Raw genomic sequence first — 17,839 nt, 5'->3', positions numbered from 1 at the left:
CGTTCACCGTCCGCTTACCTTTTTGGGTGAACAGCCACTTCCGGTTGTCCGTGCGGGTTACGCCGAACGGAGTCGATCACCGGCTGTGATGTCCACAGTGGAGAGTCAGGGGAAGAAGAGGCGCGGCGTGAGCCCGGTGAGGGCCCGGCAGTCCCGGCTGAGATGAGCTTGATCGGCATACCCCGCGGCGGCGGCGAGCGCGGCCAGGCCGGAGAGGCGCGGGGCGAGTGCGACGGCTCGCTGGAAACGGCTGATCCGGAGGTAGGTGGCGGGTCCGTAGCCGACGGCTTGGGTGAACCGCCGGCGGAGCTGCCGGTCGCTCACCGCGGTGGACGGGGGCGGATCCTCGGCCTGCGCTGCCGTGAGCTCTGGCGGGCTCGCGGCGAGTTCCGCCGCTCGCGCCGCGAGCTCTGCTGGTCGCACGTCGGCTCGGGCCATGTCCGGCTCCTCCGAACCCGGTTGGGTGAACATGGTTCGGGTCGCCTCACCGACGCGGGCAACCCCCGCCTCCAGCCGCGCGATCAGCTCTGCCACCGCCGGATCCACGGGAGGCGGCTCCGCCACCCGCTCGGCCACCGCGGAAACCGGCGACCAGGCGCCCTCCACGAGCCGCTCCGCCGAGCGCCGACCCCACAGCTCGTCCAACGGCACCCGCCGGTCCCGCAACTCGTCCGCCGCCACGCCCAGGACCGCCGCCGCCCGGCCCGGCACGAACCGCACTCCGCTGAGCACCACTCCCGGCTCGGTCACCGAAGACCAAGCTCCGGTGTCCGGACCGGCCACGAACGCCTGGCCGCCGCCGACCACGAGATCCACGCACCCGTCCGGGACGATCCGCTTCGCCCCCTCCGAAGCCGACCGCCAGACGCACCTCACCACGCCCCGCAGAAACGCCGGGGCGGCCACCTCCTCGTACACAGTTCCGATCATCCTCCGGGGGACCGACAAAAACCGGCGCTCGAGTGCCGGGCCGACCGCCGGCCCCCGGGTTGGACGGCGTGGCCGGCTCCTCCTGCTCGGCCTCGATCATTCTCCGGGGGACCGACAGAAACCGGCGCTCGGGAGCCGGGCCGACCGCCGGCCCCCAGGTTGGACGGCGCGGCCGGCTCCTCCTGCTCGGCCTCGATCATTCTCCGGGGGACCGGCAAAACCGGCGCTCGAGCGCCCAGGCCCACCGCCACCGGCAGGGCGGCAGCCCCTCAAGCCGGGGTCTTCCCTCCGCACCCACCCGTCCGGGTGAACATCGAACTTTCCGCAAACTCCGGCTAACACCCCGTCAGGTCACGGCGAGATATACATCGACGCACTCGATGGAAGTGCGCGCGACGAGAGAAGACCTCTCCATGGGCGTTTCCACCGCCACCCGGCCCCTGCGCGACTGCGCCGGGCGGGCTCGGTCGGCCGGCAGCTTCGTCGTCGTCCTCGGGGTGCTTGCCGCGGCTTTTGCGGTGACCTCCTACGTCGTTCCCCGGTCCGCTCGCGGGCCCGCGAAGGAAGAACCCGCCGCTCCGCTCGCGCCGGCCGCCGTGCGGACCGTCGATCACAGCGTCGTCTACGAACTGCTCGGCCCGCACGGGGCCCGCAACGTCACCTACGCCGCCGCCGGGGCCGCTCTCGCCCAGCACGCCGAGGTGGCCACCCCCTGGTCCGTGCGGTTCACCCGGGTTTCCCCCGCCGGGCGCACCGAGTTCTACAGCATCGCCGCCCGGAACCCCGGGCCCGGTGCGCTGCGGTGCCGGATCGTCGTCGACGGGGTCGTCGTCGCCGACAAGACCGAGACCGAACCGGACCGGCTCTTCAGCTGCGCTGTCTGAGCAGGCCCGAGCCAGCAAGATAGCGGCGTGAACGCCGCGATCACCTTCGGGCCCGCCCTGGTGGCGGTCCTCGTCCTCCTCGCCGTCACCGGCGCCGTCGTCGTCCGGGCCGGCGGGCTCGGCCGAGGCCGGTCCGTGCTGATCGCCGCCGCCCGTGCGGTCGTCCAGCTCGCCGCCGTCTCCCTCGTGATCACCGCCGTCCTGCGCTCGGTGCCGCTGACCGGCCTCTTCGTGCTGCTCATGTTCGGGATCGCCGCGGTGACGTCGGCACGCCGGGCCGGTACCGCCCGGAACCTCCCGTGGACGGCACTGGCCATCGCCGCCGGTACGGCGCCCGTGCTCGGCCTGGTCCTCGGCGCCGGCGTTGTCCCGCCGCAGCCGATCGCCGTCGTGCCGATCGCGGGGATCGTGATCGGCGGCGCCATGACCGCGACGTCGCAAGCCGCCCGCCGGGCCCTCGACGAGCTGAAGGCCCGGCACGGCGAGTACGAGGCCGCCCTGGCCCTCGGTTTCCTGCCGCGCCCGGCCGCGCTGGAGATCTGCCGCCCGTCGGCCGGGCACGCGCTCATCCCGGCGCTCGACCAGACCCGCACGGTCGGCCTGGTGACGCTGCCGGGCGCCTACGTCGGCGTCCTGCTCGGCGGGGCCGGCCCGATCCAGGCCGGGACGACGCAGGTGCTCGTGCTGATCGGGTTGCTCGCCGCGGAAGCCGTCTCGATCCTGGTGACCGTGCAGCTCGTCGCGGCGGGGAAGCTCAGCCGAGCGGGGAAGCCAGGTGGGCCGTGTCGTTGAAGCGCCGCACGATCCAGGTGTCGCCGTGCAGCACCAGGTGCGAGATCGAGCCGTTGTCCGCGCCGAGGAACGCGAACCGCTCCACCGAGCGGCTGGCCTGCGCGAACACCTCGCCGATCACGCCGCCGTGGGTGAACACCGCCACCCGCTGGTCCGGGTGCGCGGCCGCGATGCGGGTCAGCGCGCCGCGCAGCCGGGCGCCGAAGGCCTCGTCGGACTCCGCGCCCGGGATCACGTCCCAGCGCTGCTCGGCCCACAGCCGGTCGACGATCGGGTGGCCGTCGGCCGTGTACTTGCGGAACAGGCCGTTCTCCCAGTCGCCGAGGTGGATCTCGCGCAGGTCCGGCTCGACGACCGGGGTCAGCCCGAGCTTCTCCGCCAGCGGCGCGGCGGTCTGCACCGTGCGGCGCAGCGTCGTCACGTAGATCGCGTCGATCCGCTCGCCCGCCAGCCGGACGCCGACGCGCTGGGCGTGGTCACGGCCTTCCGGCGCGAGGTCCGGGTCGGCCTGGCCGTCCACCAGCTCGAACGGGTTTTCGCCGCGGGCCGGAGCGGACTCGCCGTGCCGGATCAGGAAGATCTCCGTCGCGCCCGGGGGCGGGCTGAAACGGTGCTGGCGGTACTCGATCTCCTGCTCGGGCGTGCTCATGACCCCGACACTAGCCCAGCTGCTTGTCCACGAAACACCATCGCCACGTCTCGCCCGGTTCGAAGCTGCGCATGACCGGATGGCGGGATTCGTGGAAGTGCTGGGTCGCGTGCCGGCGCGGCGAGGAGTCGCAGCAGGCGACGTTGCCGCACTTCAGGCACATCCGCAGGTGCACCCACGTGGTGCCCTCGGCGAGGCAGGCGGCGCAGCTGTCGGCCGAGCTGGGCTCCTTGTCCACCCACTCGTGGGCCAGGTGCTTGCACGAGCCCGCCGTCGCGGCCGGGGTGCGCAGCTCGCGGCCCTCGGTGTCGGGCTCGGCCTCGTCGCGGTCGAGCATGGACTCCTCGATGTCGAGCCGCTCCAGGACCTTGCGCAGCACGTCGTCGTCGGCGCTGCCGCTGTCGCGGGCCTTGAGGAACTGGTCGCGCTCGACTTCGAGCAGCTCCAGCCGCAGCCGGCGGTAGGCGTCACTGGGGGTCTCGGCCAGCGCGCTCTGCCTGCCGAGCTGCTCCCACGCCGAGTCGGCGCGGTGCTGCAGCCGGTCGCGCAGGCGCTGGATGATCTCCGGCGGGTCGTCGTCGGTGCGGATCTCGTCGAGCTTGGCCAGCGCCGCGCGGGTCATGTCGTGCAGGACGGCCGCCTCCTGCAGCGCGTCCTCCGCCGGGTCCGGGCGCGGCAGGCGCAGCTTGCGGATCAGGGGCGGCAGCGTCATGCCCTGCACGGCCAGCGTGCCGGCCACGACGACGAACGCCGCGAGCACCAGCACGGCCCGCTGCGGGGTGTCCGCGGGCAGCACGAACGCGGCCGCCAGCGTCACCACCCCGCGCATGCCCGCCCACGCGATGACGGCCGAGTAGCGCCACGGCCAGACCTTCGGCTGGTTCTTCTTGGGCAGCAGACGCCGCTTGACCCGCTTTCCGACGCCGATCCCGGCCATCCACAGCACCCGGGTGAGGATGGTCGCGGCCAGCACGGCGACGCAGATCCAGGTCAGCATGGCCAGCGAGAGCCCGCTGTCCCCGACCTCGGCGAGGATCCGCCGCAGCTGCAGGCCGATCAGCAGGAAGACCATGTTTTCCAGCAGGAACGCGATGGTCTGCCAGTTCAGCCGGGACGCCAGCCGGGTGGAGCCGGAGAGGATCTGCGGCGCCTTGTGCCCGAGGATCAGCCCGGCGATGACCACCGCGAGCACGCCGGAGCCGTGGATCGCCTCGGCCGGGATGTAGGCGATGAAGGGGACGGCGAACGACAGCGCGGTGTCGAGCACCGGTTCGTTCAGCCGGGCGCGGATGAACGCGGCCGCGAAGCCGACGACCAGGCCGACCACGGCCCCGCCGATGGCCGCGCGGAAGAAGTCCGCACCGACCTGCCACAGGCTGACCGACCCGGCCAGCGCGGCGATGGCCGTGCGCAGGGCGACCAGCGCGGCGGCGTCGTTGAAGAGGCTCTCGCCCTCCAGCAGGCGGATCAGCTTGCGGGGCATGCCGACCCGCCGGGCGACGACGCTGGCCGCGACCGCGTCCGGCGGCGCCACGACCGCGCCGAGCGCGATGCCGCCGGCCAGCGGCAGCCCGGGGATCACCGCCCAGGCGACCACGCCGACGCCGAGCGCGGTGAACACGACGAGGCCGACCGACATCAGCCCGATCGCCCCGCGGTTCTTCCGGAAGTCGACCAGCGACGTCTGGATGGCCGCCGAGTAGAGCAGCGGCGGGAGCAGGCCGAGCAGCACGACTTCGGGGTCGAGGTGGTATTCGGGCACGCCGGGGACGTAGGAGGCGGCGACGCCGACGACGATCAGGCACAGCGGAGCGGACCAGTCCAGCCGCCGCGCCACCGCGCTGACGACCAGGACGGTCACGACCAGCGCCACTATCTCTGCAGCTACGTGCACGGGGTAATCATTACCCTCCCGCCGCGGCGGGTGTCACCTGGCCAGCCTCGCCGCCGCTCGGAGGTACGCGAGTTGGTCCTCCGGGTATGCGTGTCGTCCGGTCGTAGGCTGGACGCGTGACGACGGTGGAGATCACGGCCGGTGCCCTGCGCGGGTCCGAACGGGACGGGGTCCGGACGTTCCTCGGCGTGCCCTACGCCGAGCCGCCGGTGGGGGAGCTGCGGTTCCGCGCGCCCCGGCCGGTCCGGCACTGGGCCGGCGAACGCGACGCGACGACGTGGGCGCCCCGGGCGCCGCAGCCCGAGCTGACCGGGCGCGGCTTCACCGGCGACGAGGACTGCCTCTACCTCAACGTCTACGCGCCCGCCCAGCCCGGCTCGTTCCCGGTGCTCGTGTGGATCCACGGCGGAGGCGGCGTGATGGGCGCGCCGCACCAGTTCGACGCGTCCGCGTACGCCCGCGCCGGCGTGGTCGTCGTGACCGTCGCCTACCGGCTCGGGGTGCTCGGGATGCTGCACCTGCCCGGGGCCGCCGACTCGAACCTGTCCCTGCGCGACCAGGTCGCCGCCCTCGAGTGGGTGCGGGACGACATCGGCGCGTTCGGCGGCGATCCGGGCCGCGTCACGCTGGCCGGGCAGTCCAACGGCGGCCGGACCGTCGGGACGCTGCTGGCCGTGCCCGCGACCCGCGGGCTGGTCCACCGGGCGATCGTGCAGAGCGGCACCGGGGTCGGCTCGGTCGTGCACACCCCGGCCGAAGGCGCGGCGATCGCCGACGCCGTCCTGCGGGAACTGGACGCCCGGCCCGAGGACCTCGCCACGCTCCCGGTGACGCGGATTCTCGAAGCGCAGCAACGGGTTTCGGCGGTGTCCGGGACCAAGGTGACCTACCGCGTGGTCGTCGGCGACGAGCTGCTTCCCCGGCGGCCGCTGGACAGCGTCCGGGAAATCCCGCTGCTCATCGGGACGACCGCCGACGAGGAAGACCTGTTCAGCTGGCTGCAGTCGGGCGGCGCGAAGCTGCTCGGCGTCGGCTCGACGATGCTGGACGCGGCCGAGATCGAAAAGGCCGTCGAGGCGTACAGCGACCTACTCGATTGGCCCCAGGACCAGATCCGCAACCGCGTGCTGACCGCCGGGGACTGGTGGATCCCGGCGATCCGGTTCGCCGAGAAGCAGCCGGACGCGTGGATGTACCGCCTGGACTGGCGGATCGCCCCGCGCGGCAAGGGCTTGGGTGCACCGCACGGGCTCGACCTGCCACTGGTGTTCGACGACATCCGCAACCGCAACTGGCGCTTCCTCTTCGCCGGCCGGACGTTCCCGGCCGAGCGGATGCAGGCGATGGCGACGGAGATGTTCGGCGCGTGGGTCCGGTTCATCGCGACCGGTGACCCGGGCTGGCCCCGCTACACGACGGCCGACCGGACGACCCGCCTCTTCGACGAGGTGAGCACCACGGTGTCCGATCCGGACCGCGAGCAGCGCCTGCTCTGGGACTGAGCCGGGGCGGCGCGCGCGTTACCGAGAAGAGGCGTTCTTCGAGAAGGGCCAGACGCCGCGGAGAGGCACCACGGGCAGCGGACGATCCGCGCCCCGGCGGCGCTCAACGGCGCGACGCGGTCGCAGTGCAAAGAACTCTCCAGCAACGAGTCGAAGATCACCTCAAAGGTGATTCGAAGGCGGCAGGAATCGCGGCGGCACTCACCCACTCGGGCGCTCCGGTCCAGCTTCCGGTGCCCGTTCGGATCTGGCTCGAGAACGAATCCAGCAGCGTCGAGGTTCAGGACGCCGTCAAGGATTTGCTGGACTCGCACGGATTCGTGGTGGCCCGTGCCTACCCGCCGAAGCAGGTTCCTGGTACCGGTCATTCGTCTTCCGGCTTCGCCGGGCCAGCACGTCGGATGAGATGCGCCGCCGGATGGAAAAGCTCGAGCGTGGCATCGAACTCCAGCTTGTGACCAAGAACCAGGCGCAGGTGGATCAGGCGCAGGGAGACGCCGTCGCGAAGCTCCTGGTCGCCCTGCATGACTCGCCGACAGCGTTGATCCAGATCGGTTCCGTGTTGCTGGTCAAGATCGATGGTGTCCCGATGGTCCGCAATCTCACGCAAACCGAGATCGCGTTGCTCGACCGGAACCCGTCCCTGCTCGACAATCCCCGGTCGGCGTTGTGCGCTCTCAACGACGCTGCCGATGCATCCCCGACCCCCGGGCCTTGCACACACGTGATTCTGAGCGGCGGGAAAGCCGACCAAAGGTCGACTGACTCGCGGGCCGACGGTGAAGGTCTCCTTACCGGCTCGAGTCCGGCAAGGAGACCTTCACCCGCGCTAGACGGTGATCTTGTCGACGTTCGGGCCGCCGTTGGCGGTCGTCGCGGTCGCCTTGATCTTGTTGGTGCCCGCCGTGAGGGTGACCGGGATCGTGACCGTCTGCCACGTGTCCCAGTTCCCGGTGCCGCCGAACGCCAGCCCCGAGGCCACCTTCGTGCCGTTCACCGAGATGTCCATCGGGCGGTTCGCCGTGGTGCCGTTGGCGAATCGCAGGACCACGTTCGCGCTGCCCGCCGCGGCGGCGGACACCGTGAACTCCACCGCGCTGCCGACCGCGTTGTCGTAGTTGACGAACCCGGTTCCGGTGTAGCCCAGGTGGTTCGACTCCGCGACGCCGTTCGTGATCGTCGCGTCTTCGGCCTGGTAGTCCGCCGTGGGGCCGGGGTCGACCGAGCCGTCCGCCGGGATCGTCTTCGTCCCGGTGTTCCAGCCCGCGATGCGCACCGACGGCGCCGCCCCGCGCAGGTCCGCGGTGCGGTACGTCGCCGTCAGCGTGGTCGACTCGCCGGGCCAGAGGCTGACCTGGTTGTCGGTCCACCGCACCGGGAGCACCGGTGCGCCCGCCGCGCCGACCACGTGCGCGTCCACGAAGAACGCCGGCACCTTGCCGGTGGAGGTGTTCTTGAGCGTCACCTTGGTCGTCGTGGTGCCGTCGCCGTTCGCCGTCGAGGTCGCCGACGAGCCGAGCGTGACCGAACCCAGCGAGTTCAGCCCGGACAGGTCCGCGTACGACGTCGTCGGCGTGTAGTACCAGTCGCTGTTGCTCCAGTCGAGGGTGTCGGCCTTGGTGGACAGCCAGTACACGTTCCGGCTGACCTCCTTGCCCGACGAATCCGTGAGCACCAGCTTCGCCAGGTACGTCGTCGACAGCCCGCTCACCGAACCGATGGTCAGCGCCGTCGTCTTCGCGCCGTCACCGCCGACCGAAACACTCTTCGACTGGTCGAACTTCGAGGTGCCGTCCAGGTTGAACAGCTGCACGCGGGCGGTGAGGCCCGACGCGGCGTCGTGGTTGTGGTTGACCACCACGACCGACTTGGTGTCGTAGCTGTACTGGATGTGCAGCGGCTCGTTCGCCTTCTTGGCACCGAAGTAGGAGCCGTTCTGGTCGAGGTAGGCGTCGAACAGCTGCCAGTGCAGCGACGTCCAGCCGCTGTTGAGCATCCAGTAGATGATCCCGGTGGCCGGGTTCGAGCTGTCGCTGAAGTTGCGCGAGTGCGACTCGAACTCGGCGCGGACGTTCTCGTACTGCGCCAGCTGCGCCTTGCGGACGAAGTCGTCGAGGCTCGCCGGCTTGCCGTAGCGGCCGGTCAGCGCGTCGCCGAAGAGCTTGAGGTTGGCGAACGTCGAGGACGAGGACCGGTGGTACTGCGCGGCCGACGGGTTCTTCCACAGCGTGTCCAGCTCACCGGAGGACATCATCCGCTTGAGCGTGTCCATGGTCGGGATGTCCGGCCCGGCGCTGGTCTCGGAGTTGAAGCTCCACGCGCCGCCGCTGTCGTTGTGCGCCTTGTCGTACCAGTACACCGGCGGGATCCAGTCGTACGGCCCGTTCATCTTCATCCCGGACGACCCCAGCTGCGGCGACGACTTCGCCGACGCGGCCGGGACCACCGGCGTCGCCCAGTCCGCGGCGGACAGCGCGTCGAGGTAGTTCTTCTCGATCGTCGCGTCGGGGGCGAAGTCGCTGCCGATCAGGAACGAGATGACGCTCGGGTGGTCGCGCAGGCGCTCGGCCTCCGCGGTCATCGACGCCTTGGCGACGGGTAGTCCGCGGCCGTCCACGGGTCACCCTTTTCGTCGCCGTTGACCTGGCCCTCCCACTTGTCGCAGCACTCCCAGCCGGGCAGCGTCAGCACGCCCATCCGGTCGGCGAGGTCGAAGAACTCGTCCGGCTCGATGTGCCCTTCCAGGCGCACGGTGTTGAGCCCGAGGTCCTTGACGTAGGCGAGCTTGTCGGCCGCGTACTGGGCGTTCCAGCGCAGGAACAGGTCCGGCGAGTAGCCGCCGCCCTTGATCAGCAGCGGGCGCCCGTTGATCGTGTAGGACCGGCCGCCGCTCGAGTTCTTGTTCGCGGTCACCGTGCGGACGCCGAAGCTGGAGTGGGAGGTGTCCGACGCGGTGCCGCCGACGCTCGCGGTCAGGTCGAGGTCGTAGAGCGGCTGCCCTCCCATCCCGGCCGGCCACCAGACCTGCGGGTTGTCGATGCCGACCACGCCGAACGTGACGGTCCTCTTCTCCTTGGCCGCCAGGCTCACCGTCTGGCTGATCGCCCGGCCGGCGACCGTGCCGGAGACCGTCGTGCTCACCGCGCTCGCCGAGTCGTTGCGGACGTCGGCCTTCACGGTGAGGTCGGCGTGCGAGAGCCCGGTCAGCTTCGTGACGACGTGGCCGCCGCGCAGCGCCACCGGGCCGCTGCGCCGGACCAGCACGTCCCGCACGATGCCCATGTTCTGGTCCGGCGGGGTCTGCGCCCAGTCGATCCAGCCCATCGACAGGTCCTTGTTCGGGTCGTTCGGGTAGACCTTGAACGCGACGCTGTTCGTGCCCGCCTTCACCAGGGACGTGATGTCCAGGTCGTGGCGGGTGTAGGCGCCGTTGACCTGCGTCTTGTCGGCCACGCGCGTCCCGTTGACCCAGACGTCGGCCTTGGACAGCACCCCGCTGAAGTCCAGGTACGTGCGTTGCGTGGGGTCGGCGACGGTGACGTCGGTGCGGTACCACCACGGGACCTGGAAGTCCGCGGTGGGCACGTTCTTCATGTTCGTCGAGTAGAACGGGTCGGCGTACTTGCCGTTGGCCAGCAGGCCGGCGTAGACGGTCGAGCGCGGGCCGACCGGGTACCAGCCGGAGGTGTTGTAGCCGGGCTTCGACACCGCGGAGTCGTCGCCGACCTGCGCCGACGTCTGGATCAGGAAGCCGGGGACGGCGGTCGCCGGGGCCGCGGCCGCCACGACCGCTCGCGCCGGTACCTGCCCGGTCGCGGCCGGGACGGTCGCCCCGGTCACCGCGACGGCCAGCACCGCCGCCGCGAGGAAAGTCCGGGTTCTTCTCTGCCGATAGCTCACTAGCGCGCCTCCTAGGCACCACGGCGGCGGGGGAACAGCGGGACCATCGTTAGGGAACTTTCCTAACAATTGCGACGATCGTAGCGGCCCGGTCACCCCGGGAACAGGGCCGGTTTCGTCAGACCCGGGCGGCCCGCCAGGCCGCGGCAGCGCGCACGGCCAGCAGGAGCGGCAGGGAACCGTCTTCCCAGAGCCGTTGAGGAAGTGCCCCGCTGAGCGGGACACCGTCGGCCAGCGCGGCGCCGACCGCGGCGAGGTCGACGTCGAACAGCGTCAGGCCGGCGCTGTAGAGCCGTTCGCCGCCGGCTGGGCGGCGCCGCGCGACCTCGGTGCTGTCGACCGCCAGCTCGGTCAGCCCGAAGAACTCCGGCTTGGCCCCGCGCTCCATCCAGCGCGCGAAGCCGACCACCTTCGTCTCGCGGACGTCCTCGGGCGTGAGCCCGCTTTCCTCGCACAGTTCGCGTTCCATCCCGGCGCGGACGGCGGTGTGCAGGAACCGGCGCGGGCCGCCGTCGGGTGTGCGCAGGTCGCGCGGCTCGAGCGAACCGCTGCCGGACGGGGCGAGCAGCAGCCCGCTGACGGAGTTGAGCGGCGACTGCCGGACGGTGACCAGCTTGCCGTCGGTGGTGAAGGCGACCGTCGAGACGCCGACGAGGTCGGCCAGCGTGCTGCTGCTCAGCTCGCGCAGGGCGCCGGCGGTGTCGGTGAGCTCCGCCTTGCGGAGGTCGTACTCCTCGCCGGTGTCGGTGCGGGTGATGCGGAGCGCGGCGAGTTCGTTCGAGCAGACGGCGTCGAAGAACCGCGCCCGGTGCACCCGGACCGGCGCCGGCCGCGCCCCGGCGGCGGGCAGCGGTTCGCCGCGCATGCCGACGATCGGGCCGTTGAACAGCAACCGGCCCCGCGCCCGCAGCGGCAGCACGTGCGGCGCGGTGGCCTTCAGCGACGGCGGCAGCCGGTAGGGCTCCTCGGCGACGTCGAGGGTGTGCCGCTCCTCCCACAGCGCCCGGTCGATCGCGGCGCTGACCAGCGCCGTCCCGCGCGAGGGTACGGCGAGGTAGCCCGCTTCCGGGTAGGCGGGCGGCGGCGGCAGCTCGGCGGTCGGGAAGGGCGCGGCGATGGTGGTGAACTCGAACCCGGCCCAGCGGCGGCGCAGCAGCCGCAGGTCACGGGTGAAGGTGGCGACGCCGAGCGCGAGCGCGACCACGGAAAGCACGACACCGACGGCGCTGGGCAGGATGGTGACGACCCCGAGCACCACGCCCAGCCCGGACGCGGCGAGCGGCCACTCCCGCGCACCGAGGAAGCCGAGGTAGTCCGCCTTGGCCCGGGCGCGGCGCGTCAGTTTTCCCATCGCCGCACTGTTTAGCACGACGTGGGCGGGGTTCAGGCCCGGTCGTCGAGATAGACCCAGTGGCCGTCGTCACGCCGGAAGCGGCTGTTCTCTTCGAGGAATCCGTCGCGGCCGCGGTGGCGGTAGTGCGCCCGGAACTCGACGGTGCCTTCCTGGTGCAAGAGGCCACCCCCGGAGCGGCCGAGGACCTCCAGCCGCGTCCACTCCTGGCGGGGATCGAGCTCGAGCTGCCGCGGCCGGGTGTCCGGGTGCCAGGTGCGGAGCAGGTAATCGGTGTCTCCCACGGCGAAGGCGCTGAAGCGGGAGCGCATCAGGAGCTCGGCGGTGGGAGCGGTGAGGCCGCCGCCGTGGAAGCGCCCGCAACAGGCGGCGTAGGACTCGGTGAGGCCACACGGGCAGGGAGGCATCGGGGAATTCTGCCACGGCGCCCGGAAAGCCGCCCGACCATCCACTCCGGACTAATCCGCGTTGACCGGCTTCCCGGTCTTCCGCGCCTCCTGCGCGCCCCGCACCGCAAGCCGGTCCGCGCGCTCGTTCTCCGGGTGTCCCGCGTGTCCCTTCACCCACAGCCACTCGACCTCGTGGCCGCCGATCGCCGCGTCGAGGCGCTGCCACAGGTCCGCGTTCTTCACCGGTGCGCGGGCCGCCGTCTGCCAGCCGTTGTTCTTCCAGCGGGGCAGCCACTGCGTGATGCCGTTGCGGACGTACGTGCTGTCCGTGTACACCCGAACCTGCGACGGCCGGGTCAGGCTCTCCAGCGCGCGGATCGGCGCCGTCAGCTCCATGCGGTTGTTCGTCGTCGGGGTGGCTTCGCCGCCGTACAGCTCGCGCTCGTGCCTGCCGTACCGCAGCACGGCGCCCCAGCCGCCCGGTCCGGGGTTCCCGCTGCACGCGCCGTCGGTGTAGATCTCCACGTCCACCCGGCGACCCTACCGGTCGCGCCCCTCGCCGAACGCCGCCACGCCGGGTTACCGTGAAGCTCCGGAGGGGGAGCTATGAGCTGGCACGACGACACGGCGGACGGGGCGCTCCTGGCCTGCCTCGTCGACGCCGATCGCGAGTACCTGCGCTCGCGGGGCACCCGCCGCCGGTTCCGCGCCAACGACGCCCTCCTCATGCAGGGCGACCCCTCCGACCACGTCCACGTCCTGGTCTCCGGCTGGGTGCGGGTCTCCGCGATCGTCGAAGACGGCCGCGAAGTGCTCTTCGGCCTGCGCGGCCCCGGTGAGGTGCTCGGCGACCTCGCGGCGGTCACCGGCCGGCCGCGTTCGGCGTCGGTGCGCGCGATCGAGCCCTGCACCGTGCTCCAGTTCACCGGCGCGGAGTTCGTCGACGTCCTGCACGCGCGGCCGGCGATCGCCGTCGCGACGATCAAGACGGTCGCGGCCCGGCTCCGCGACGCCGAATCCGCCCGGATCGAGACGGCCGCCTTCGACGTCAGCCGCCGGGTCGCGGTGGTGCTGGTCCGGCTGGCCGAGGAGCGCGGCCGAACCGTGCCCGAAGGTGTCGTCGTCGACGCGCTGTCGCAGGAGGACATCGCCGCGCAGATCGGCGCCGCCCGGCGTACCGTTGCGCGAGCGCTGCGGGTGCTGCGCGAGCGCGGGATCGTCGAGACCGGCCGGCGCCGGTTCCTCATCCGCGAGCTCCGCGTCCTGCGCGCCTTCGCCCATTCTGAGCCAAACGGCACACACGGCTCGTGACACCGGACATCTGACCCGCCGCCGGTTCGGCCGATGCTGGAAACCGGCCGGGGAAGAATGCGATACCACCCGGCCGGAAGTCATTTCGAGCGAGGTCGGGGAGTCCTTGTCGTGAACGTCTACTGCAAGATCGTGACCCTGGTGAAATCGGTCTTCGCCGCGTTCGTGGTCGGCGCCGTCGCGGGTTTCGCGGTGGCGGCCGGAAACGCGGCGGAACCGGCCGCGCCGACGTTGCACGGCTCCGCTCCGCTCTCCGCCTCGGCCTGGGAACAGCGATGAGGAGGTGTGTCTGATGGAGAGCCACGCGATCTGGGCCCTGATCTTCGGGGTGAACTGACCCGCGGGTGCGCCCCGGCCGGCCGGCTCGTGGGGGGCCGACCGGCCGGGCATTCCCGGATACCGGTACCGCCGATCACTTCCTGCTTTCCGAGAACGGGAACTGCTAGCGTGGGCAAATCTTCCGCAGGGGAACGAGGGGGTGGGACGACGGACGACCACACGTTCCCCTTCGTGCGTGAACTGAACGAACTGCGCCGCGGCCGCGGGCTCCACGCGGCCGACCTGCACCAGCGGATCGGCCCGTGCCTGCGGGAGGCGTGCGCGATCTCCGAAACCGACCAGCCCGCCGCCGCGCGCCAGAAGCTCGTGCTGCGGCTGACCGAGCTGTGCGGGAAGCTCCCGCCGGACCTGAAGCTGGCCGCGCTGGCGGCGCTGGGCCTGCACGAAGAGGCCGCCGGCGAGTTCCTCGACCGGCGGATCTCCTGGCTGGCCAGCGTTCTGGACCGCGACCCGCGCACCGCCCGCCGCCGGATCGACCTGGCGTTCCGCCGGCTCGACGAGCTGCTCGGCGCGCCCGCACCCCGCGGCGACCGGCACTCGCTGGGCGGCTGGTACGTCGAGTCGATGAAGGTGACGGTCCGGCTCGACCGCGACCCGCCGGAACTGCAGGAGGAACGCCGGATCGTCGCCGAGGTGGACGAGCTCGACGAGCTGGTCCTGCCGTTCAGCGTGCCGGCCGGGCCGCGCAGCGACCCGCTGCCGGACATCACCGCGGACGCGCTGTTCGGCGGCGAGATCGTCGAAGCGCGCCAGGTGTCGGCGAGCCACGCGCAGTTCGTCATGCGGCTGCCGAACCCGCTGCGGCTCGGCCAGCGCCACGAGTACGGCATCCGGTTCACCCCGCGGCGCGCGGAACTGCGGCCGTACTACGCCTTGACGCCGTTGCGCCGCTGCGAGGAGCTCGCGGTGCGGGTCCGGTTCGACCGCGCGGCGCTGCCGTCGCGGGTGTGGCGCCTCAACGGCGTCCCGGGCCGGGTGGTCGACGACGGCGTCGACTCGGGCGACGCGCTGACCGTCAACCGGGTGGGGGAGGTCGGCCTGGAGTTCCACGACCTGCACCAGGGCCTGAGCTACGGGCTGCAGTGGTGCTTCGGGTGAGCTCCGCGTCCGGATGCTGGGACGTGGAATAGCGGCGCGAGCGGCGGGTTGGCACTGTCGTAGGCGACGGAAGGGGCCCGCGATGAGCACGTTCACGAGTGAGTGGCAGGACTGGAAGGCCCGGCGCGAGACCGACCTGGCCGAGCCGCACGGCTGGCTGGCGCTGGTCTCGCTGGACTGGCTGACCGACAGCCCGCGCGAGTACCCGGGCATCCCCGGCCGCTGGTGGCAGGACGCGGACGCCGCGTACGTCGACCCGGCCGGCGCCTCCCTGACGCACGAGGGCGAGCCGATCACCGGGGTCCGGCGGTTCGAGCTGGTCAACAGCGGCGCGGGCACCCGGGTGCTGTCCGGTGACGTCGAGATCGAGGTGGCCCGCCGGTCCGGGTACCTGATCCGCGTCCACGACCCGAAGGCCGAGGTGCTGCGCGAGTTCCGCGGCGTCCCGGCGTACGAGCCGTCGCCGTCGTGGGTGCTGCCCGGCCGGTTCGAGCCGTTCGACGAGCCGCGGCCGACCACTGTGGGTGCGGTCGTGGAGGGCCTGAGCCACGTCTACACGGCGCCGGGCGAGGTGCACTTCTCGTTCAACGGGGCGTCGCACACCCTGACCGCGTTCAACGGCAAGGACGGCGGTCTCAGCATCCTCTTCACCGACGCGACGAGCGGCGTGACGACGTACGCGGCCAACCGGTCGCTGCCGGTCGGGGCCCCGTCGGCGGACGGCTCGGTGACGCTGGACTTCAACCGCGCGCTGAACCTGCCCTGCGCGTTCACCGACTTCGCGACCTGCCCGCTGCCGCCGGCGGGCAACCACCTGCCGTTCGCGGTCGAGGCGGGGGAGAAGATCCCGTACGAGCGCGGGTGACTCCCCCGCCCGCCGTCAGTGGGCGACGTCGATGACGACGCGGTTGGGCGCGGTGAGCGTGAAGACGTTCACCGCGGTCCGCGACCGCACCCCGAGCCCGATCGTGAGGTGCGCTTCGAAGTCCCCGGTGACGGCGACGGCCATGACGTTGGCGAGGTTCCGCGTCCGGAACTTCTGCAGCCCGGTGTAGGTCGGGTTCCCGCCGGCGTCGTGCGCAGCCGCGGGGGTGGCGGAGACGGTGATGAAGTACTCCCCGGTGAGCCAGACGACCTCCCCGCTCGGGTCGGCGGTGAGCTCGTCGACGAGCTGGTAGGAGACGGCGGGCGCGGACCCGCCGGAGAGATCGAGCACCACCCGGTCGAACCCGGTGTTGAGCCCGGTCCGAATGGTGGTCATGGTGGGGATCGCCGGCCCGGAGGCCCGAGCGGGCCCCGCGGCGGCGAGAACGCCACCGGCGATCAGCAGGCTGACGGCGGCGAGCGCGCGCCGCTTGGTTCTGGACATGGTGGGCCTCCTGGCGGAGAGAACCGATGGAAGTCCCAGCGCTGGGTCTGCTGGTGACGCCCGGTTCGTCCGGTGAGTTGCCCTTGGGCGGGTTTTGACGCTTCAAGCGTTACCCGGCTGCTCCGAACGTGGTCAGCCGCGCTCGCCGCGGACCAGGGAGAAGACGGTTCCGTCGGCAGTCGCGGAGTAGACCTCGCGTGATGCAGGCGGCCGCTCCGAGCCTCGCGACTGCTCGAGCCGGTCGGCGAACTCTTGTTGCGCCTCCAGGAGTTCCCCAGCGGAATCGCCGCTGAGCTGGTCGTCCACCGGCACGGCTACCCCGTACCTGACAACGAGCCGCTCCCGGCCGAAGCCGAAGTCGAGACTCGTGCCGCGCACCGGTCCCACCGGAGTCTCGAACGTCTCCCGCACTCGCGGCCGTCGCCGGATCCGATCCAGCATCACTTCCGGTGCCCACCGCTGGATCGCGGGGAGATTGCCGCCGAAGTCCGCGAGCATGGCCCAAGACGCCCGGATGGAGGCACTCGTGATTTCGGCTGCCGTGACATCGACCCGGTCCGACAAGAACCGGAAGTTCCCGACGCGGTCGATCGTGTCCCCGTCGACTTCGTAGGACGGCTCATCGTCGTCTTCGGTGTTCAGCGCCAGGTACGACGTCCGGCTTTCACCGGTGACCATCGAGGTGGCCAGGCCGCGTGGTACCCGGCTGCCGACCGTTACCCCGTCCAGCTGGCCGACGGCCCGCGCCAGCTGGGACACGGCGTTGCCCGGGGTCTTCGTCCCCTTGCATTCGAGCACCCGCAGCCGGCAGCGGCCGGGGTCCCGCTGGTCGCCGCCGATGAGGAGGTAATCCGGGCGCCGGGTGCCGATGTGCTCGACCGCCGTGCTCGGCCCGAAGACGAAGCGGGCGTCCAGCGCCACGTCGATGTCGACGACCGTACGCAACGTGGCCGCACCGGTTTCGCCGAACCAGCGCGCAGCCAGTGCCGCCCCGAAGGCGATGCCCATCTCTTCCGAGGTCACCCGCCGCTGGTTGCCGGCGATGCGGCGGCCGGCGTCGCTCAACGCGAGTTCCGGCAAGCGAGAGTGGGAGTAGTCGTGGGTGAAGAACCCCAGGTAGCGCAGCAGGCCCCACCACAGGTACCGGTCGAGCACGTCGTCCTGGTAGCGGGGCCGGGTGACGTAGGACAGCCAGTGCAGCGCCTCGAGGGGACGGAGGTGGATGTCCTTCTCCAGGCCGGTTGCCGGAGACAAGGTCGAACGCGGCGCGCTGAACTCCTTGCGCCGCCGAATCTGCCGGAGAAGGGCGTCGTCGCTCTGCCCGGCCAGGTGGACGGGCGTGTCGACCACCGTGAACGCCTCTTCGAGATCCACTGGCTCCCCCTCGTACCCAGCGCAGGTGGTGGGCCGCACCGGGCGGCCCACCACGAC

At 71.7% G+C, this 17,839-nt stretch carries 16 protein-coding genes and 1 pseudogene; 7 read left to right on the top strand and 10 right to left on the bottom strand.

Features of this window, described 5'->3' with window-relative positions:
- Window positions 1-105 precede the first annotated feature (105 nt).
- A complete protein-coding gene (locus HUT10_RS12485) occupies window positions 106-918 on the bottom strand; it encodes a helix-turn-helix domain-containing protein (RefSeq protein ID WP_254896844.1) in 813 nt (270 codons plus the stop codon).
- Between the two features lie 425 nt (window positions 919-1,343).
- Between HUT10_RS12485 and HUT10_RS12480 the strand changes: the two genes are divergently transcribed.
- Both HUT10_RS12480 and HUT10_RS12475 read left to right on the top strand, forming a co-directional pair.
- A complete protein-coding gene (locus tag HUT10_RS12480) occupies window positions 1,344-1,814 on the top strand; it encodes an MmpS family transport accessory protein (protein WP_176171346.1) in 471 nt (156 codons plus the stop codon).
- Between the two features lie 27 nt (window positions 1,815-1,841).
- Window positions 1,842-2,606 carry an ABC transporter permease gene (locus HUT10_RS12475; protein WP_176171345.1) on the top strand — a complete coding sequence of 255 codons (765 nt, stop codon included), beginning with the start codon at window positions 1,842-1,844 and terminating at the stop codon, window positions 2,604-2,606.
- On the opposite strand, the gene HUT10_RS12470 is transcribed toward HUT10_RS12475, so the two are convergent.
- The gene (locus HUT10_RS12470; RefSeq protein WP_176171344.1) at window positions 2,569-3,255 is read right to left on the bottom strand and encodes a histidine phosphatase family protein; all 687 of its coding nucleotides are present in this window, start codon (window positions 3,253-3,255) and stop codon (window positions 2,569-2,571) included. The genes HUT10_RS12475 and HUT10_RS12470 overlap by 38 nt on opposite strands.
- A gap of 10 nt (window positions 3,256-3,265) precedes the next feature.
- Complete coding sequence (locus HUT10_RS12465; RefSeq protein ID WP_176177797.1) at window positions 3,266-5,128, bottom strand: Na+/H+ antiporter; 1,863 nt, start codon at window positions 5,126-5,128, stop codon at window positions 3,266-3,268.
- Between the two features lie 137 nt (window positions 5,129-5,265).
- Between HUT10_RS12465 and HUT10_RS12460 the strand changes: the two genes are divergently transcribed.
- The gene (locus tag HUT10_RS12460) at window positions 5,266-6,651 is read left to right on the top strand and encodes a carboxylesterase/lipase family protein (protein WP_176171343.1); all 1,386 of its coding nucleotides are present in this window, start codon (window positions 5,266-5,268) and stop codon (window positions 6,649-6,651) included.
- Between the two features lie 364 nt (window positions 6,652-7,015).
- On the opposite strand, the gene HUT10_RS12455 is transcribed toward HUT10_RS12460, so the two are convergent.
- The 5 genes and pseudogenes from HUT10_RS12455 to rnhA all read right to left on the bottom strand — a co-directional run bounded on the left by HUT10_RS12455 (window position 7,016) and on the right by rnhA (window position 12,822).
- Window positions 7,016-7,261, bottom strand: a complete 246-nt coding sequence (locus HUT10_RS12455) for a hypothetical protein (protein ID WP_176171342.1) — start codon at window positions 7,259-7,261, stop codon at window positions 7,016-7,018.
- 219 nt (window positions 7,262-7,480) lie between these two features.
- Window positions 7,481-10,551 (bottom strand): annotated as a pseudogene (locus HUT10_RS12450) (carbohydrate-binding protein).
- Window positions 10,552-10,669: 118 nt separating this feature from the next.
- Window positions 10,670-11,902, bottom strand: a complete 1,233-nt coding sequence (locus HUT10_RS12445; protein WP_176171341.1) for a hypothetical protein — start codon at window positions 11,900-11,902, stop codon at window positions 10,670-10,672.
- 32 nt (window positions 11,903-11,934) lie between these two features.
- Complete coding sequence (locus HUT10_RS12440; protein WP_176171340.1) at window positions 11,935-12,309, bottom strand: YchJ family protein; 375 nt, start codon at window positions 12,307-12,309, stop codon at window positions 11,935-11,937.
- A 51-nt stretch (window positions 12,310-12,360) separates the two neighbouring features.
- Window positions 12,361-12,822 (bottom strand): ribonuclease HI, encoded by a 462-nt coding sequence (gene rnhA, locus HUT10_RS12435; protein WP_176171339.1) that lies wholly within the window; start codon window positions 12,820-12,822, stop codon window positions 12,361-12,363.
- Between the two features lie 75 nt (window positions 12,823-12,897).
- On the opposite strand from rnhA, the gene HUT10_RS12430 reads away from it, so the two are divergent.
- The 4 genes from HUT10_RS12430 (at window position 12,898) to HUT10_RS12415 (ending at window position 15,904) form a co-directional block, all read left to right on the top strand.
- Window positions 12,898-13,602, top strand: coding sequence for a Crp/Fnr family transcriptional regulator (locus HUT10_RS12430; RefSeq protein WP_176171338.1), 705 nt, complete (start codon window positions 12,898-12,900; stop codon window positions 13,600-13,602).
- Window positions 13,603-13,713: 111 nt separating this feature from the next.
- Window positions 13,714-13,881, top strand: a complete 168-nt coding sequence (locus tag HUT10_RS12425; RefSeq protein WP_176171337.1) for a hypothetical protein — start codon at window positions 13,714-13,716, stop codon at window positions 13,879-13,881.
- Window positions 13,882-14,112: 231 nt separating this feature from the next.
- Window positions 14,113-15,039, top strand: a complete 927-nt coding sequence (locus tag HUT10_RS12420) for a hypothetical protein (protein WP_176171336.1) — start codon at window positions 14,113-14,115, stop codon at window positions 15,037-15,039.
- A gap of 82 nt (window positions 15,040-15,121) precedes the next feature.
- The gene (locus tag HUT10_RS12415) at window positions 15,122-15,904 is read left to right on the top strand and encodes a DUF1684 domain-containing protein (protein ID WP_176171335.1); all 783 of its coding nucleotides are present in this window, start codon (window positions 15,122-15,124) and stop codon (window positions 15,902-15,904) included.
- Between the two features lie 15 nt (window positions 15,905-15,919).
- On the opposite strand, the gene HUT10_RS12410 is transcribed toward HUT10_RS12415, so the two are convergent.
- Together HUT10_RS12410 and HUT10_RS12405 are read right to left on the bottom strand one after the other, a co-directional pair.
- On the bottom strand, window positions 15,920-16,408 hold the full coding sequence (locus HUT10_RS12410; protein WP_176171334.1) for a hypothetical protein: 489 nt from the start codon (window positions 16,406-16,408) through the stop codon (window positions 15,920-15,922).
- A 132-nt stretch (window positions 16,409-16,540) separates the two neighbouring features.
- On the bottom strand, window positions 16,541-17,782 hold the full coding sequence (locus HUT10_RS12405) for a hypothetical protein (protein ID WP_176171333.1): 1,242 nt from the start codon (window positions 17,780-17,782) through the stop codon (window positions 16,541-16,543).
- Between the last annotated feature and the right edge of the window lie 57 nt (window positions 17,783-17,839).

It is taken from the genome of Amycolatopsis sp. Hca4 (assembly GCF_013364075.1).
In the GTDB taxonomy this organism is placed as follows: Bacteria; Actinomycetota; Actinomycetes; order Mycobacteriales; family Pseudonocardiaceae; genus Amycolatopsis.
Note: the sequence above shows the minus strand (reverse complement) of the source record. Positions and strands in the feature narration are given on the sequence as shown.

Bases quoted from the DNA above. Each gene is read 5' to 3' on its own strand.
- HUT10_RS12410 (WP_176171334.1), bottom strand. From the start codon at position 16,408: ATGTCCAGAACCAAGCGGCGCGCGCTCGCCGCCGTCAGCCTGCTGATC.
- HUT10_RS12440 (WP_176171340.1), bottom strand. From the start codon at position 12,309: ATGCCTCCCTGCCCGTGTGGCCTCACCGAGTCCTACGCCGCCTGTTGC.
- HUT10_RS12430 (WP_176171338.1), top strand. From the start codon at position 12,898: ATGAGCTGGCACGACGACACGGCGGACGGGGCGCTCCTGGCCTGCCTC.
- HUT10_RS12480 (WP_176171346.1), top strand. From the start codon at position 1,344: ATGGGCGTTTCCACCGCCACCCGGCCCCTGCGCGACTGCGCCGGGCGG.
- HUT10_RS12415 (WP_176171335.1), top strand. From the start codon at position 15,122: ATGAGCACGTTCACGAGTGAGTGGCAGGACTGGAAGGCCCGGCGCGAG.
- HUT10_RS12470 (WP_176171344.1), bottom strand. From the start codon at position 3,255: ATGAGCACGCCCGAGCAGGAGATCGAGTACCGCCAGCACCGTTTCAGC.
- HUT10_RS12445 (WP_176171341.1), bottom strand. From the start codon at position 11,902: ATGGGAAAACTGACGCGCCGCGCCCGGGCCAAGGCGGACTACCTCGGC.